The organism is Janthinobacterium sp. PLB04, from assembly GCF_021165895.1.
GTDB lineage: Bacteria > Pseudomonadota > Gammaproteobacteria > Burkholderiales > Burkholderiaceae_D > Janthinobacterium > Janthinobacterium lividum.
On the sequence record NZ_CP088968.1, the window covers coordinates 356500 to 371931 of the forward strand.

The following is a 15432-nucleotide window of genomic DNA, read 5'->3' on the forward strand; positions in this document are numbered from 1 at the left end:
TGATGGCATACCGAAAGGAGCTTCATTGGAATCGGCAGGCGAATACGACTACATCATCGTGGGCGGCGGCACGGCAGGTTGCGTGCTGGCCAACCGGCTCACACGCGACAAGGATGCCAACGTTTTACTCGTGGAAGCGGGCGGCAAGGACGATTACGTGTGGATCCACATCCCCGTTGGCTATCTGCATTGCATCGGCAATCCCCGCACGGACTGGCTGTATTCCACGCAGGCGGACGCTGGCCTGGGCGGGCGCAGCCTGATCTATCCACGCGGCAAGGTGCTGGGCGGCAGCTCTTCCATCAACGGCATGATCTATATGCGCGGCCAGGCCGGCGATTACGACCACTGGGCCGACTTGACGGACGACGCTTCCTGGCGCTGGGACAAGGTCTTGCCGCTCTTTAAACAAAGCGAGGATTACTACGGCGGCGCGTCGGAAAACCATGGCGTCGGCGGCGAGTGGCGCGTGGAAAAACAGCGCTTGTCGTGGGATATCCTGAACGCGTTCCGCGATGCGGCGCAGCAGGTTGGCATCCCGAAAACCAGCGATTTCAATGGCGGCGACAATAGCGGCAGCGCATATTTCGACGTCAACCAGCGCCGCGGTATCCGCTGGAATACCTCGAAAGCGTTCCTGAAACCGGCATCGCGCCGCCCGAACCTGACCATCATGACGGGCTGCCACGTGGAACGATTGCTGTTGGAAACGACGGAGTCGGGGCCGCGCTGCACGGGCATTGTATTTACGGGCGGCGGCACGCAGTGGCAGGCGACAGCCAGGCGGGAAACCTTGCTCACGGCGGGCGCTATCGGTTCGCCGCAATTGCTGCAATTGTCCGGCATCGGCCCGGCCAACTTGCTGCAGCAGCATGGCATCGCGCCCGTGCTGGACGCGCCTGGCGTGGGCGGCAACCTGCAAGACCATTTGCAGCTGCGCATGGTCTTCAAAGTCCAGGGCGTGAAAACCCTGAACATCATGGCGGGCAATATGCTGGGCAAGATGCAGATCGGCTTGCAGTATGCGCTGTTCCAGAGCGGGCCCATGTCGATGGCGCCATCGCAGCTGGGCGCGTTCGCCAAGTCCGATCCGCAGCAAGCCACGCCGAACCTGCAATACCACGTGCAGCCGCTCTCCTTGGACAAATTCGGCGAGCCCTTGCATGCGTTTCCCGCGTTTACGGCCAGCGTCTGCAATTTGCGGCCCACTTCGCGCGGCCATGTGCAGATCGCCTCGGCCGACAGCTATGCGGCGCCGAAGATCTTGCCCAATTACCTGAGTACGGAGCAGGACCGCACAGTGGCGGCCGACGCCTTGCGGCTGACACGGGCCATCGTGGCCGCGCCGGCGTTAAGTAAGTTTGCGCCGCAGGAATACAAGCCCGGCGTGCAATTCCAGAGCCAGGAAGAGCTGGCGCAGGCGGCCAGCCAGATCGGTACCACCATCTTCCACCCGGTGGGTACTTGCCGCATGGGCCTGGCCAGCGATGGATCTAGCGTGGTCGACAGCCAGTTGCGCGTGATCGGCGTGGCTGGCTTGCGCGTTGTCGATGCATCGATCATGCCCTACATTACTTCTGGTAACACGAACTCGCCCACCGTGATGATCGCGGAAAAAGCGGCGCAAATGATACACGCGGCCTGGAAATAGCAGGAAATAGCTGAGTAAAGGCGCGAGTTTGCGCCATTCGGGCTGGCGCAAAATCCCCGTAGTTATACTGTATTGTGCGTTAAATTTAAGTTGTGTATTATAAAAATGACTAAGTAGTACAAAAAGTACAACTAGGAGACACGATGTCAAACGTAATCTTGGAAACAAGAAATTTGACCAAGGAATTCAAGGGTTTCACCGCTGTGAGCGAAGTGAACCTGAAGGTAGAGCGGGGCCATATCCACGCCTTGATCGGTCCGAACGGCGCCGGCAAGACCACGTGTTTTAACTTGCTCACCAAATTCCTGGTCCCCACTTCAGGACAGATCCTGTTCAATGGGAAAGATATCACTGCCGCCAAACCGGCCCAGATCGCGCGCATGGGCGTGATCCGTTCCTTCCAGATTTCCGCCGTCTTCCCGCATTTGTCGGTGCTGCAAAATGTGCGCATCGGCTTGCAGCGCCAGCTGGGCACGTCGTTCCACTTCTGGCAAAGCGAACGTTCCCTGAATCAGCTCAACGACCGCGCCATGGCCTTGCTGGCCGAGGTCGACCTGACGGAATTTGCCGACACCATCACGGTTGACATGCCGTACGGGCGCAAGCGGGCGCTGGAAATTGCCACCACCCTGGCGATGGAGCCGGAAATGATGCTGCTCGACGAACCGACGCAGGGCATGGGCCACGAAGACGTGCATCGCGTGACGGAACTGATCAAAAAGGTGTCGGCTGGCCGCACGATTCTGATGGTGGAACACAATATGAGCGTGGTCTCGGGCATCTGCGACAAGATTTCCGTCCTGCAGCGCGGCGCCATGCTGGCCGAAGGCAGTTACGCGGAAGTGTCGCGCAATCCGCACGTGATGGAAGCGTACATGGGCACCACCCACGCGGAACTGGAAGGGGCGCATTGATGGCGACACAAGCGAATCGCGGCGCACCCGCGTTGGAAATTGCACAGCTGCACACCTGGTATGGCGAATCGCACATCCTGCATGACGTGAACCTGAAAGTGGAGCAGGGTGAAGTGGTGACTTTGCTGGGCCGCAACGGCGCTGGCCGCACCACCACCTTGCGCGCCATCATGGGGCTGACGGGGGCGCGCACGGGCTCGATCAAGGTCAACGGTGTCGAAGCGATAGGTTTGGCCACGCACAAAATCGCCCACCTGGGCATCGGGTATTGTCCCGAAGAGCGCGGCATTTTTTCCTCGCTGTCGACGGAGGAAAACCTGCTGCTGCCGCCGACCCTGGCCAGCGGCGAGAAGGGCATGTCGGTGGAAGAAATCTACGCCATGTTCCCGAACTTGCAGGAACGCCGCCATAGCCAGGGCACGCGCCTGTCTGGCGGGGAACAGCAGATGCTGGCCGTGGCGCGCATCCTGCGCACGGGCGCGCGCCTGCTGCTGCTCGATGAAATTTCCGAAGGCCTGGCGCCCGTCATCGTGCAAGGGCTGGCGCGCATGATCACCACCCTGAAAGCGAAGGGCTACACCATTGTCATGGTGGAACAGAATTTCCGGTTTGCCGCGCCACTGGCGGACCGGTTTTATGTGATGGAGCACGGTCAGATCGTCGAGACTTTTGCTGCATCCGAACTGGAGGCCAAGATGCCGGTATTGACCGAGCTGCTTGGCGTGTAGTCCCCATGTAGTACGCGTACATCTGGTACGCGTTATCGTCCAGCAATCGACTGAATAGCAAACAATAATCCCAACGGAGACACTATGAAACGTAACGCTATCGCCATTGCCACCGCCACTCTTTGCGCCCTGGGCTTTTCCGCCGCCGCGCACGCCCAGGTATCGGGCGACACGATCAAGATCGGTTTTATTTCCGACATGTCGGGCGTGTACTCCGACGTCGACGGCCTCGGCGGCGCGGAAGCCATCAAGATGGCGATCGCCGATGCCGGCGTCGTGCTGGCCGGCAAAAAGGTGGAATTCATTTCTGCCGACCATCAAAACAAGGCCGACATCGCCGCCTCGAAGGCGCGCGAATGGTTCGACCAGCAGGGCGTCGACATGCTGATCGGCGGCACCAATTCCGGCGCCAGCCTGGCCATGGCCAAGGTCGCGGCGGAAAAGAAAAAAATCTTCATTGCCATCGGCGCCGGTTCCTCGCGCCTGACGAATGAAGAGTGCACGCCTTACACCGTGCACTACGCCTACGACACGGTGGCGCTGGCGCGCGGTACGGGCGGCACCATCGTCAAGCAGGGCGGCAAGAACTGGTACTTCATGACGGCCGACTACGCGTTTGGCCATTCGCTGGAAAAAGACACGGCCGAGGTCGTCAAGGCGGCCGGCGGCAAGGTGCTGGGCAGCGTCAAGCATCCGCTGGGCGCTTCGGATTTCTCTTCCTTCCTGCTGCAGGCGCAATCGTCCAAGCCGCAAATCCTCGGTCTGGCCAATGCGGGCGGCGACGCCATCAACAGCATCAAGGCGGCCAACGAGTTCGGCCTGACGAAATCGATGAAACTGGCCGGCTTGCTGATCTTCATCAATGACATCCATTCGCTGGGCCTGAACCTGACGCAAGGCATGTACCTGACGGATGGCTGGTACTGGGACTTGAATGCGGACACGCGCGCCTGGTCGAAACGCTATTTCGCCAAGATGAAGAAAGAGCCGTCGATGCTGCAGGCGGCCGACTATTCGGCCGCGGCGAACTACCTGAAAGCCGTCAAGGCGCTTGGGACGGATGACACCGAGAAAGTCATGGCTTACCTGAAAAAGACCAAGATCAACGACATGTTTACCCAGAATGGCGAAGTGCGTCCCGATGGCCGCATGGTGCACGATATGTATTTGATGGAAGTCAAGAAGCCATCCGAGTCGAAGTATCCATGGGATTACTACAAGGTGGTCGCCACCGTGCCCGGTGCGCAAGCGTATGTGACCAAGGCCGAGTCGAAGTGTTCGTTGTGGAAGTAACGCTGTAGCAACCTCCACAGAGTACCCGCCGCTGCGCGGGCGCTCTGTCCTGCACGCTTCGCCCGCAGGGTACGCCTTGCGCCGCCGCACCCGTTTGCGGCGGCGTGTTTCCCTTGATACCACACCGTCGTCCGGCGGTGCTTTTTATACTGTGATGCCATGGAAATTTTCGGCGTTCCAATACAAGCGATGATGAGCCAGCTGCTGCTGGGTCTCGTCAACGGCTCGTTCTATGCCATGTTGTCCCTCGGTCTGGCCGTTATCTTTGGCTTGCTTAATGTGATTAATTTCTCGCACGGCGCCATGTACATGATGGGCGCCTTCCTGGCCTGGATGGGCCTCAGTTATTTCGACATCAGTTACTGGGCCATGCTGGTCATCGCCCCGATCCTCGTCGGCCTGGTCGGCATCCTGATCGAAAAGACCATGCTGCGCTGGCTGTATAAACTCGACCACCTGTATGGCTTGCTGCTGACCTTTGGCATCACCCTGATCATGGAAGGCGTGTTCCGCTCCTTCTATGGCGTCTCGGGCCAGCCGTATGCCGTGCCTGAAGCGCTGGCCGGCGCGACGGACCTGGGTTTCATGATCCTGCCGAACTACCGCGCCTGGGTGGTGATCGCCTCGCTCACCGTTTGCCTGGCTACCTGGTTCGTCATCGAAAAAACCAAGCTCGGTGCCTACCTGCGGGCCGGCACGGAAAACCCGAAACTGGTGGAAGCGTTCGGCATCAACGTGCCGCTGATGGTAACCCTGACGTTCGGCTTCGGCGTGGCGCTGGCCGGTTTCGCCGGCGTGCTGGCGGCACCGATCATCCAGGTCTCGCCGCTGATGGGCTCGAACCTGATCATCGTCGTGTTTGCCGTGGTGGTGATTGGCGGCATGGGGTCCATCATGGGCTCCATCCTGACGGGCCTGGGCCTGGGCGTGATCGAGGGCCTGACTCGCGTGTTCTACCCGGAAGGCTCTGCCACCGTGGTGTTCGTCGTGATGGTCATCGTGCTGCTGCTGCGTCCCGCCGGCCTGTTTGGCAAAGAAAAGTAATCCTCATCAGTCATGTATTGGAGCTACCACGATGAATAAAAATGTAGGCTACGCCATTGCCTTGCTGCTGGCGTTGGCGGCCCCGTTTTACGGCTATCCCGTCTTCCTGATGAAGTTGCTGTGCTTTGCCCTGTTTGCCTGCGCTTTCAACTTGCTGATCGGCTACACCGGCTTGCTGTCGTTCGGCCATGCGGCCTTCTTCGGCGGCGCCGGCTATGTCACCGGCTACGCGCTGCGCACCTGGGGCTGGCCAACGGAACTGGGCTTGCTGGCCGGCGTCGCCACGGGCGCCTTGCTGGGCCTGGTGATCGGCGGCCTGGCGATCCGCCGCCAGGGCATCTACTTTACGATGATCACCCTGGCGCTGGCGCAGATGGTGTACTTCCTGGCCTTGCGTCTGCCCTTTACGGGGGGCGAGGATGGCTTGCAGGGTGTTCCACGTGGAACCTTGCTGGGCACGATAAACCTGGGCAATGACACCGTCTTGTACTACGTCGTGCTGGCCATTTTTGTCGCCGGCTTCGCCCTGATCGTGCGCACCATCCATTCGCCGTTCGGCCAGGTGCTCAAGGCGATCAAGGAAAACGAACCGCGCGCCATCTCGCTGGGCTACGACGTCAACAAGTACAAGCTGATGGCCATCGTGCTGTCCGCTTCACTGGCCGCGCTGGCCGGCGCCACCAAGACCCTGGTGCTGGGCTTTGAAACCCTGACCGACGTGTACTGGGGCATGTCGGGCCTGGTCGTGCTGATGACTTTGGTAGGCGGCATGGGCACCTTGTCCGGTCCCATCCTCGGCGCCGTCTTGATCATCGCGCTGGAAAACAAGCTGGGCGATGTTGGTACCTATCTGGCCACGCACACGGGCATCGAGTGGTTCGGTACCCTGGGCGAATCGGTCGGTATGGTCACCGGCGTGATCTTCGTTATCTGCGTACTGATGTTCCGGCGCGGCATTGTCGGCGAAGCCATCGCGCGCTTCGGCGGCAGGGCTGCCAAGGCCGCGGTCTGATTTTCAAGCAACGCCGGACGGATCGTCCGGCGTTTTTCATTGTGCGTCCACTGTTACTTCAACGGAGAGAACCACCATGCAAACGACGATCACGCGCGCGGGAAGCAGCCTGTGCACCTTGCTGGCGTTGGCAGCCTGCGGCAGCAACCATGCACCGGAAGAGCTGAACCAGATGCCCGGCTACCTGGGTACCATCACGCGCGCCGACTACGACGGCAAGACGAACGATCTGCTGACGGCCGGCCTCGGCAAGACTGGGCTGGCTGGCGCCGCGCCCGCGTATGCGAACGTGGAACAGCCGACACCGCTCGAACTGCGCCGCAATGCCATCTACGCCAATTACCGCGCCGTACTCGACATTGCCGCCAACAGCGGCTACGGCACCCTGTACGGACCGAACGTGGATGCGTCCGGGAACGTGGGCACGGGCGAGGGCCTGGTCGCGGGCAGTGAATACATCGCCTATGCCGACGATGGCTCGGGCAAGAAGAATGTCACCTTGATGGTGCAGGTGCCGGCCAGCTTCGATCCCGACCATGCCTGCATCGTCACGGGCACGTCCAGCGGCTCGCGCGGCATCTACGGCGCCATCGGCAGCTCGGGTGAATGGGGCTTGAAAAAAGGCTGCGCCGTGGCGTATGCCGACAAGGGCTCCGGCACGGGCTTGTACGTGTTCGAGGACGACAGTGTCAACCTGCAAAACGGCGTGCGCGCGGGCAGGGTGGCCGCCGGCAAGAACGCGCTCTTCGCGCCCGACTTGAGCGACGCCGACCGCCTGGCCTGGGCCGGCGCGAACCCGAACCGCATCGCCTTCAAGCACGCACACTCGCAGCAGAATCCGGAGAAGGATTGGGGCAAGGTGACCTTGCAGGCGGTCGAGATGGCGTATTACGTCTTGAACGAACGCTACGGCGTGCTGGCCCGCGACGGTAGTGCGCGCATCGTGCGCCTGACGCCGAAGAACACCATCACGATTGCCTCGAGCATTTCCAACGGCGCCGGCTCGGCCTTGCTGGCGGCGGAACAGGATACCAAGGGCTTGATCAGCGGCGTAGCGGCCAGCGAGCCGCAGATCCAGCCGGCGGCGTCAAGCGCCTACAGCGTGCGCCAGGGTGGGGCGGCAGTCGCCAATCCCGGCCGCGCGCTGTTCGACTACGCCACCTATGCGGCCCTGTATCAGCCGTGCATCGCTTCCGTGGCCGGCAATGCGGGACGCTGCACGGCGCTGGTCAGCAAGGGTTTATTGAACGGCGCCGACCTGGCCGCGCAACAGGCGGACGCGAAACAGCGCTTGCGCGCGTATGGCTGGCTGCTGGATTCCGATCCGCTGCAGGCGGCACACGCGGGCACGAATATCCTCGTGGCCGTCACGTATGCGTATGCCTACGGCAAATTCTCCGTCACGGACAAGGTGTGCGGTTTCACGTTTGCGCAGACTGACCTCAACGGTAATCCGGTCGCGTTCACGTCGGCGCAGAAGGCGGCCAGCTTTGCCGCGCAAAACGGCATCCTCGGCAACGTCGTGTACGAGAACAGCGTGGGCGGCGCCAGGGTGTACACGGCCGGCGTGTCGTCTTCCAGCGGCCTGGCGGACCAGTCGCTCGACGGCTTCCTGTGCCTGCGCAGCCTGGCGACGGGGCGCGATACCGTCAGCGGCGCCAATTTGCAAGGTACGCTGGCCGGGCAAAGCGTGCGCGTGCGTGCTGGCATGGCGGAGGTCGCGGCCAGCGGCAAATTGAATGGCAAGCCGGCCATCATCGTGCACGGTCGCAGCGATACCCTGATTCCCGTCAATCACGCGTCGCGCGCCTATCTTGGCCTGAACGCCGCCGGGGAAGGGAGCAATAGCCGCCTGCGCTATATCGAGGTGACCAATGCCAACCACTTCGATTCCTTCAGCAGCGCCTTGCCGACCCTGATCGTCCCCTTGCATGTCTACCTGAACCGGGCGCTCGATGCCATGTATGTGCACTTGAATGCCAAGCAAGCCTTGCCGCCATCGCAGGTGGTGCGCACGGTGACGCGCGCCGATGCGACAACCCTGATCACGAATGTCAACGTGCCAGCGATCGCCACGGCGCCGGCGCCCGGCAATGTCATCAGCGTGACGGGGACGGTCGTCGACATTCCCAACTAGGCTGTACCACCGATGGAACCTGCGGCCACGTTTCACGTGGCCGTTTTTATTCCCAGGCCGTATCGGGGATGTGGCCCAGTCCCTGGAAGACAGGCTTGCAAAACCAGTAGCCCTGCATCAGGGAAATGCCGCAGCTGGCCAGGAAATCGCGCTCGGCGCGTGTCTCGATGCCTTCGGCCAGTACGCGGATACCGAGCTCGCGGCACAGGCTGGCGATGGCCCGCACGATCGCCTGGCGTGGCGCGTGCATATCGATCCCGCGCACCAGGTCCATGTCGATCTTGATGATGTCGGGCTGGTATTCGGCCAGCAGGTTCAAGCCCGCATAGCCGGCGCCGAAATCATCGATGGCTGTCTGGAAACCGAAGCGCCGGTAGGCGCGGAAGATCTCGACCAGATGGGGACGGTCCTGCACCCGTTCGCCTTCCGTCACTTCAAAGATGATTTTATCGGTGGGGAAGCGGTGCAAGGTGGCCGCTTCCAGGGTGCTGCGGATGCACACTTCGGGACGGTAGACGGCGTTAGGCAAGAAGTTGATCGACAGAAAGCCCTGCATATCCAGCTTGGCTGCGCCGGCCACGGCCTTGACGCGGCAAGCCTGGTCGAAGCGGTAGCGGTTGGCGTCGTTGACTTGCGCCAGCACGCTGGCCGCGCTTTCGCCGTTGGGTCCGCGCACCAGCGCCTCGTGCGCATAGATACTGCGCGTGGCCAGGTCGACGATGGGCTGATAGGCATACTCGAAGGCAAACGGCAGCGGCGCGCTGTCGTGGCATCCTGCACAGGCACCGTGTGGAAAGCTGGTGGCGTCAGGATGAATCGGGATGTCGGGAGGTGTCATGGTGCTAGTGTAGGCGGATGGGTTGGCTGATTCCGTCTGCTGTCTCACAGTGCGGCAGCATAGATGGCGCGCGCATCGCGGCGCGTGACCGGCCGGGGATTGTTGCCCAGCAAGCGCGTCTGCAGCATGGCTTCATCGGCCAGACGGTCCAGGTCGCTGGCCGCGATGCCCACTTCGCGCAGGGTGCGCACGATGCCCGTCGCCAAGGCAATCTCCTGCAGGGCTTCGATCAGGGCCATGGCCCGCGCTTCCTCGCTGCCCGTGATGCCAGGTTGCAGGACGGCTGCCAGTTGCGCATACAGGGGCGCCGCGTGGGATAGATTGAAATGCAGCACGTGCGGCAGCACCAGCGCATTCGACAAGCCATGCGGCACGTGGAACAGTCCTCCGATGGGATAGGCGAGCGCGTGCACGGCGGCCACGGGCGCATTGGCAAACGCCTGGCCGGCCAGCATGGCGCCCAGCAGCATGGCCTGGCGCGCCGGCAAGTTGCTGCCATCGCGGCAGGCGGTGACCAGGTTGCTGGAGAGCAGTGACAAGGCTTGCGTGGCCAGCATGTCGGACAATGGGTTTTTCAACAGGCGGCTGGTGTACGCTTCGATCGCATGCACCATGGCATCGATGCCGGTGGCGGCCGTCACGGCGGGCGGCAAGCCCAGGGTCAGGCTGGCGTCGAGGATGGCCAGGTCCGCATACAGTTGCGGCGCGACCACGCCCATCTTGCTGGTGGCACCCGTGGTGACGATGGCGATGTGCGTCACTTCCGAGCCCGTGCCGGCCGTGGTCGGCAATTGCACCAGGGGCAGGCGCTGGCCGTGGACATTGCCGATGCCATATAGTTGGGCCAGTTCCTGGTGGCCCGGTGCCAGCACGGCGATGAGCTTGGCCACGTCCAGCGAGCTGCCGCCACCGAGGCCGATAATCAGTTCCACGTGAAACATCCGGGCCTGGGCCACACCGGCCAATACGATGGCTTCGGGCGGATCGGCTTGCACTTCGGAAAAGACGTGGACCTCGATGCCGGCCGCCTGCAGGTTGTGCAAGGAAGCATCGGCCAGACCCGTGCGCAAAAAGCCTGCATCGGTGACGAGCAGGGCGCGGCGCACGGTGGGGAAGTGTTGGGCGATATGCGCACCCAGCTGGGCGGCGGCGCCCGGTTCAACGATCAGGTGCGGGACAGTGCGGAACTGGAAGGCGGACATGCAGACTCCTGACAATGATGGCAGAAGCCCAGCTTACTCCGCTTTCCCGCCCCGCGCCTGTTTCACGTGGAACAAAAAGCGGGGACTACTCCCACTCCAGCGCGCCGCGTTTCCATTCATAGGCCAGGCCGATGGCCAGTATGCTCAAGAAACCTATGACGGCCCAGAAACCGGGCAAGCCGAGTTCATTCACGTTGGCCGCCCACGGCATCAGGAAGATCACCTCGATATCGAACAGGATGAAGAGAATGGCAACCAGGTAGAAGCGGATGTCGAACTTCATGCGCGCGTCGCCGAACGCTTCGAAGCCGCATTCGTACGGCGACAGTTTTTGCGGGTCCGGCTTGTGCGGTCCCAGCGTGCGGCCCAGCAGCATGGGCACGATACCGACCAGGATGCCGATCAGAATGAACAGGAGGACGGGGAAATAGTTTTCGAGAAGCATGGGGATTCCTCTCAGTGGCTGGACGACAGTTTCATCAGCACGATGCCGCACACGATGAGGACGGCGGCGCATACGCGCATGGTGTTGAGCTGCTCGCCCAGAAAAACGATGCCGACGATAAAGGCGCCGACGGCGCCGATGCCGGTCCAGATCGTATAAGCCGTACCAAGGGGCAGGGTGCGCATGGCAAGCGAAAGCAAGCCGAAGCTGGCGATCATCATGACGATGGTGACAACGGAGGGGGTGAGTTTGGTGAAACCCTCGGAGAGTTTCATCGAGTATGCCCACACGACTTCAAACATGCCGGCAATAAGTAAAAGTATCCAGGCCATGGCGGCTCCTTATACAGAGCGGGCCGTCCCGGTGTGTTCCCATGATGGGGGAGGCCGTCCTCCTGGATGATCGTCCCGCTGGCCACTGGCGTGGTCACGTTGGCGGACGATGCGGCAATTGTAGCAAACATTTCACGCTACCGCAGCCCTCCGCTTGCCCACGCTGCGTGTTCCACGTGAAACAGAAATCGTCGTTGACTTGCCCCTGCTGAGTAAAAATTAAGCAAAAAATGCGCTGCGCAAGGTTGCGCTTGCAAAAAGACTCTATAATCGGAGCTCTCATCCCGCATTTTTACTTGCACTGTTACCTATTTATCATGTTATTTCCTACAGAATTCGACGTCATCGTTGTCGGTGGTGGTCACGCCGGTACCGAGGCGGCCCTCGCTTCCGCCCGCATGGGGCAGAAGACGCTATTGCTCACGCATAATATTGAGACACTGGGCCAGATGTCGTGCAACCCTTCCATCGGTGGCATCGGCAAGGGCCACCTGGTCAAGGAAGTCGATGCCATGGGCGGCGCGATGGCGATTGCCACCGACGAGTCCGGCATCCAGTTCCGCATCCTGAACTCCTCGAAAGGCCCGGCAGTCCGCGCCACGCGCGCCCAGGCCGACCGTATTTTGTACAAGGCCGCCATCCGTACGCGCCTGGAAAACCAGACTAACCTGTGGCTGTTCCAGCAAGCCGTCGATGATCTGATCGTCGAAGGCGACCGGGTCGTCGGCGCCGTGACGCAGATCGGCTTGAAGTTTCTCGCGCGCGCCGTCGTGCTGACGGCTGGCACTTTCCTCGACGGCAAGATCCACGTGGGCTTGAATAACTACTCGGCCGGCCGCGCCGGCGACCCGCCCGCCATCTCGCTGTCGGCCCGCCTGAAAGAGCTGAAACTGCCGCAGGGCCGCCTGAAAACGGGTACGCCGCCGCGCATCGATGGCCGCACGATCGACTTTTCCGTGATGCAAGAACAGCCGGGCGATCTCGATCCCGTGCCCGTGTTTTCCGTGATGGGCAACACGTCCATGCATCCGCGCCAGGTACCGTGCTGGGTCACGCACACGAATAGCCAGACGCACGACATCATCCGCGCCGGCCTCGACCGCAGCCCCATGTACACGGGCGTGATCGAGGGCGTGGGCCCCCGTTATTGCCCCTCGATCGAAGACAAGATCCACCGTTTCTCGGGCAAGGAATCGCACCAGATCTTCCTCGAGCCGGAAGGCTTGACGACGCATGAGTTCTATCCGAACGGCATTTCGACCAGCCTGCCGTTCGACGTGCAGATCGCCCTGGTGCAATCGATGAAGGGCATGGAAAACGCCCACATCCTGCGCCCCGGCTACGCCATCGAATACGATTACTTCGACCCGCGCGGCTTGAAGGCCTCGCTGGAAACGAAGGCCGTCGCCGGCCTGTTCTTCGCCGGCCAGATCAACGGCACCACGGGCTACGAGGAAGCGGCCGCGCAAGGCATGCTGGCGGGCCTGAATGCGGCCTTGCTGACGCAGGACAAGGAAGCCTGGGTACCGGGCCGCTCCGAGGCCTATCTGGGCGTGCTGGTCGACGATCTGATCACCCAGGGCGTGCAGGAACCGTACCGCATGTTTACCAGCCGCGCCGAGTACCGCCTGAGCCTGCGCGAAGACAATGCCGACATGCGCCTGACGGAAATCGGCCGCGCCCTGGGCTGCGTGGGCGACGCCCAATGGCAAGCGTTTGAAACGAAGCGCGAAGCGGTGGCGCTGGAGCTCGAGCGCCTGCGTTCCACGTGGGTCAACCCGCGCATCCTGGCGGCCGCCGAATCGGAACGCATCGTTGGCCAGGCTATCGAACGCGAGTATTCGCTGGCGGACTTGCTGCGCCGCCCGAACGTGGCCTACGACACCCTGATGAGCATGACGGGCATGGAAGGCCAGGCATTGGCCGGCCCCGGCGTGGAAGACCCCGCCGTGCGCGAGCAGGTGGAAATCCAGCTCAAATATGCGGGCTACATCGAGCGCCAGAGCAAGGAAATCGAGCGCCACGAACACTATGAAAACCTGGCCTTGCCGGAAGGTTTCAATTATCTGGATATCGGCGCGCTGTCCGTCGAAGTGCGGCAAAAACTCGACAAGCAGCGCCCGGAAACCCTGGGCCAGGCATCGCGCATTTCCGGTGTGACGCCGGCGGCGATTTCGCTGCTGCTGGTGCACCTGAAAAAGCGCGGTTTTGGTGCCGCGCAGACCACCACTTTAAAGGACGAGGTTGTTGAATGAAGCAGTTTGACCGGGCCGCACTGGCCCAGATTTTGAATGAAGGCATCGCCGCGCTGGGGCTCGACCTGAGCGCGGATCAGACGGAAAAACTGCTCGATTACCTGGCCTTGCTGGCCAAATGGAACAGCGTGTACAACCTGACGTCGGTGCGCGATCCCATGCAGATGCTGACCCTGCACGTGCTCGATTCGCTGGCCGCCGTACCGGCGTTCGCGGACGCAAAGAATGTGCTCGACGTGGGCGCCGGCGGCGGCTTGCCGGGCATGGTGCTGGCCATCGCGCGCCCCGATGTGAAGGTGTCGATGATCGACACGGTGCATAAGAAGACGGCATTCTTGACGCAAGTGAAAGCGGAACTGGGCCTCGCCAACGTGACCGTGTACACGAAACGGGTGGAACAGCTGGAAGTGCAGCAGAAATTCGACGTGATCACCTCGCGCGCCTTTGCCGACCTGTCCGACTTCGTCAACTGGTCGAACCATGTGCTGGCCGAGGGCGGGCAATTCATCGCCTTGAAAGGGGTGGCACCGCCAGACGAGAGAGAGAGACTGCCGGCAGACTGGCAAGTGACGGAATTACGGCCTATCCAGGTACCAGGGCTAAATGCAGAGCGTCATCTGGTCTTTATAGCAAGAATTTAAACGCCAGAAAATTAAACGATATAAATCATATAAATGGTTTATACGGTATAAATAATATAAACCGTATAAACGATTTATATCGTATAAATGAAATAAACAGTATAAATCGTTTCGGCCAGATGCCGGGGCGCACGATGAAGTTTGCATCTCTTTACAACTAGAAGATACATGGCCAAAATTTTTTGTGTAGCAAATCAAAAGGGTGGTGTTGGTAAAACCACAACGAGCGTCAACCTCTCCGCCGGTCTGGCCAAGTTGAACCAGCGCGTGCTGCTGGTCGATCTCGACCCGCAGGGCAATGCGACCATGGGCGCCGGCATCAACAAGGCCGGCCTGAAGGCATCGACGTATGAAGTCATGCTGGGCGAGTCCGATGTCAAGACGGCACGCCAGCGTTCGGAAGCGGGGCGCTTCGATGTCTTGCCGTCGAACCGCGAACTGGCCGGCGCCGAAGTGGAGATGGTCGAGCTGGACAACCGCGAACGCCGCCTGAAGGATGCGCTGGCCGAAGTGGACGGCGAATATGACTTCATATTAGTAGATTGCCCACCGGCATTATCGATGCTGACCCTGAACGGCCTGTGCGCCGCGCATGGCGTGATCATCCCGATGCAGTGCGAGTACTATGCGCTGGAAGGTTTGTCCGACCTGGTCAACACCATCAAGAAGGTGCATGCGAACCTGAACCCGGACTTGAAGATCATTGGGCTCTTGCGTGTGATGTTCGATCCACGCATGACATTATCGCAACAAGTGTCGGCGCAGCTGGAACAGCACTTCGGCGACAAGGTTTTCAATACCATCATCCCGCGCAATGTCCGCCTGGCCGAAGCGCCATCGTACGGCCTGCCCGGCGTGACCTTCGACCCCAGCTCGAAAGGTGCCCAGGCGTATATCGCCTTCGGCGCCGAGATGGTCGAACGCATCAAACATATGTAAA

14 protein-coding genes are annotated in these 15432 nt (G+C 61.2%); 10 read left to right on the forward strand and 4 right to left on the reverse strand.

The genetic code is table 11. The annotated features are described in order from the left end of the window. Positions 1–25 precede the first annotated feature (25 nt). The 7 genes from LSO07_RS01405 to LSO07_RS01435 all read left to right on the forward strand — a co-directional run bounded on the left by LSO07_RS01405 (position 26) and on the right by LSO07_RS01435 (position 8779). On the forward strand, positions 26–1651 hold the full coding sequence (locus tag LSO07_RS01405) for a GMC family oxidoreductase (RefSeq protein WP_151091983.1): 1626 nt from the start codon (positions 26–28) through the stop codon (positions 1649–1651). A 143-nt stretch (positions 1652–1794) separates the two neighbouring features. Next, complete coding sequence (locus tag LSO07_RS01410) at positions 1795–2565, forward strand: ABC transporter ATP-binding protein (protein ID WP_070279921.1); 771 nt, start codon at positions 1795–1797, stop codon at positions 2563–2565. Then, positions 2565–3293, forward strand: coding sequence for an ABC transporter ATP-binding protein (locus LSO07_RS01415; protein WP_034783852.1), 729 nt, complete (start codon positions 2565–2567; stop codon positions 3291–3293). Before LSO07_RS01410 ends, LSO07_RS01415 begins: the two co-directional genes overlap by 1 nt. 84 nt (positions 3294–3377) lie before the next feature. Then, positions 3378–4586 carry an ABC transporter substrate-binding protein gene (locus tag LSO07_RS01420; RefSeq protein ID WP_092609614.1) on the forward strand — a complete coding sequence of 403 codons (1209 nt, stop codon included), beginning with the start codon at positions 3378–3380 and terminating at the stop codon, positions 4584–4586. Between the two features lie 159 nt (positions 4587–4745). Beyond that, entirely contained in the window at positions 4746–5630 is an 885-nt protein-coding gene (locus LSO07_RS01425; protein WP_034783850.1) for a branched-chain amino acid ABC transporter permease, read from the forward strand. Positions 5631–5661: 31 nt separating this feature from the next. Further along, complete coding sequence (locus LSO07_RS01430; RefSeq protein WP_151091985.1) at positions 5662–6642, forward strand: branched-chain amino acid ABC transporter permease; 981 nt, start codon at positions 5662–5664, stop codon at positions 6640–6642. A gap of 76 nt (positions 6643–6718) precedes the next feature. After that, positions 6719–8779 carry a 3-hydroxybutyrate oligomer hydrolase family protein gene (locus LSO07_RS01435; RefSeq protein WP_151091987.1) on the forward strand — a complete coding sequence of 687 codons (2061 nt, stop codon included), beginning with the start codon at positions 6719–6721 and terminating at the stop codon, positions 8777–8779. A 46-nt stretch (positions 8780–8825) separates the two neighbouring features. On the opposite strand, the gene LSO07_RS01440 is transcribed toward LSO07_RS01435, so the two are convergent. The 4 genes from LSO07_RS01440 to sugE form a co-directional block, all read right to left on the reverse strand. Continuing rightward, complete coding sequence (locus LSO07_RS01440) at positions 8826–9617, reverse strand: EAL domain-containing protein (protein WP_151091989.1); 792 nt, start codon at positions 9615–9617, stop codon at positions 8826–8828. Positions 9618–9661: 44 nt separating this feature from the next. Further along, a complete protein-coding gene (locus LSO07_RS01445) occupies positions 9662–10819 on the reverse strand; it encodes an iron-containing alcohol dehydrogenase (RefSeq protein WP_151091991.1) in 1158 nt (385 codons plus the stop codon). A gap of 85 nt (positions 10820–10904) precedes the next feature. Continuing rightward, positions 10905–11264 (reverse strand): NADH-quinone oxidoreductase subunit A, encoded by a 360-nt coding sequence (locus LSO07_RS01450; protein WP_151091993.1) that lies wholly within the window; start codon positions 11262–11264, stop codon positions 10905–10907. 11 nt (positions 11265–11275) lie between these two features. Continuing rightward, complete coding sequence (sugE, locus tag LSO07_RS01455) at positions 11276–11596, reverse strand: quaternary ammonium compound efflux SMR transporter SugE (protein ID WP_034783843.1); 321 nt, start codon at positions 11594–11596, stop codon at positions 11276–11278. A 317-nt stretch (positions 11597–11913) separates the two neighbouring features. Here sugE and mnmG point away from each other — a divergent pair, with 317 nt between their 5' ends. From mnmG to LSO07_RS01470, 3 genes are all read left to right on the forward strand, one after another. Beyond that, the gene (gene mnmG, locus LSO07_RS01460) at positions 11914–13851 is read left to right on the forward strand and encodes a tRNA uridine-5-carboxymethylaminomethyl(34) synthesis enzyme MnmG (RefSeq protein WP_092609599.1); all 1938 of its coding nucleotides are present in this window, start codon (positions 11914–11916) and stop codon (positions 13849–13851) included. After that, the gene (rsmG, locus tag LSO07_RS01465) at positions 13848–14492 is read left to right on the forward strand and encodes a 16S rRNA (guanine(527)-N(7))-methyltransferase RsmG (RefSeq protein ID WP_034783841.1); all 645 of its coding nucleotides are present in this window, start codon (positions 13848–13850) and stop codon (positions 14490–14492) included. The genes mnmG and rsmG overlap by 4 nt, the downstream gene beginning before the upstream one ends. Positions 14493–14660: 168 nt before the next feature. After that, entirely contained in the window at positions 14661–15431 is a 771-nt protein-coding gene (locus LSO07_RS01470; protein ID WP_034752687.1) for a ParA family protein, read from the forward strand. Position 15432: the final 1 nt, after the last annotated feature.

What these genes read in the sequence shown, in the direction of transcription:
- LSO07_RS01410 (WP_070279921.1), top strand. Translation starts at nt 1,795, where the DNA reads ATGTCAAACGTAATCTTGGAAACAAGAAATTTGACCAAGGAATTCAAG.
- LSO07_RS01415 (WP_034783852.1), top strand. Translation starts at nt 2,565, where the DNA reads ATGGCGACACAAGCGAATCGCGGCGCACCCGCGTTGGAAATTGCACAG.
- LSO07_RS01420 (WP_092609614.1), top strand. Translation starts at nt 3,378, where the DNA reads ATGAAACGTAACGCTATCGCCATTGCCACCGCCACTCTTTGCGCCCTG.
- LSO07_RS01425 (WP_034783850.1), top strand. Translation starts at nt 4,746, where the DNA reads ATGGAAATTTTCGGCGTTCCAATACAAGCGATGATGAGCCAGCTGCTG.
- LSO07_RS01430 (WP_151091985.1), top strand. Translation starts at nt 5,662, where the DNA reads ATGAATAAAAATGTAGGCTACGCCATTGCCTTGCTGCTGGCGTTGGCG.
- LSO07_RS01435 (WP_151091987.1), top strand. Translation starts at nt 6,719, where the DNA reads ATGCAAACGACGATCACGCGCGCGGGAAGCAGCCTGTGCACCTTGCTG.
- LSO07_RS01440 (WP_151091989.1), bottom strand. Translation starts at nt 9,617, where the DNA reads ATGACACCTCCCGACATCCCGATTCATCCTGACGCCACCAGCTTTCCA.
- LSO07_RS01445 (WP_151091991.1), bottom strand. Translation starts at nt 10,819, where the DNA reads ATGTCCGCCTTCCAGTTCCGCACTGTCCCGCACCTGATCGTTGAACCG.
- LSO07_RS01450 (WP_151091993.1), bottom strand. Translation starts at nt 11,264, where the DNA reads ATGCTTCTCGAAAACTATTTCCCCGTCCTCCTGTTCATTCTGATCGGC.
- sugE (WP_034783843.1), bottom strand. Translation starts at nt 11,596, where the DNA reads ATGGCCTGGATACTTTTACTTATTGCCGGCATGTTTGAAGTCGTGTGG.
- mnmG (WP_092609599.1), top strand. Translation starts at nt 11,914, where the DNA reads ATGTTATTTCCTACAGAATTCGACGTCATCGTTGTCGGTGGTGGTCAC.
- rsmG (WP_034783841.1), top strand. Translation starts at nt 13,848, where the DNA reads ATGAAGCAGTTTGACCGGGCCGCACTGGCCCAGATTTTGAATGAAGGC.
- LSO07_RS01470 (WP_034752687.1), top strand. Translation starts at nt 14,661, where the DNA reads ATGGCCAAAATTTTTTGTGTAGCAAATCAAAAGGGTGGTGTTGGTAAA.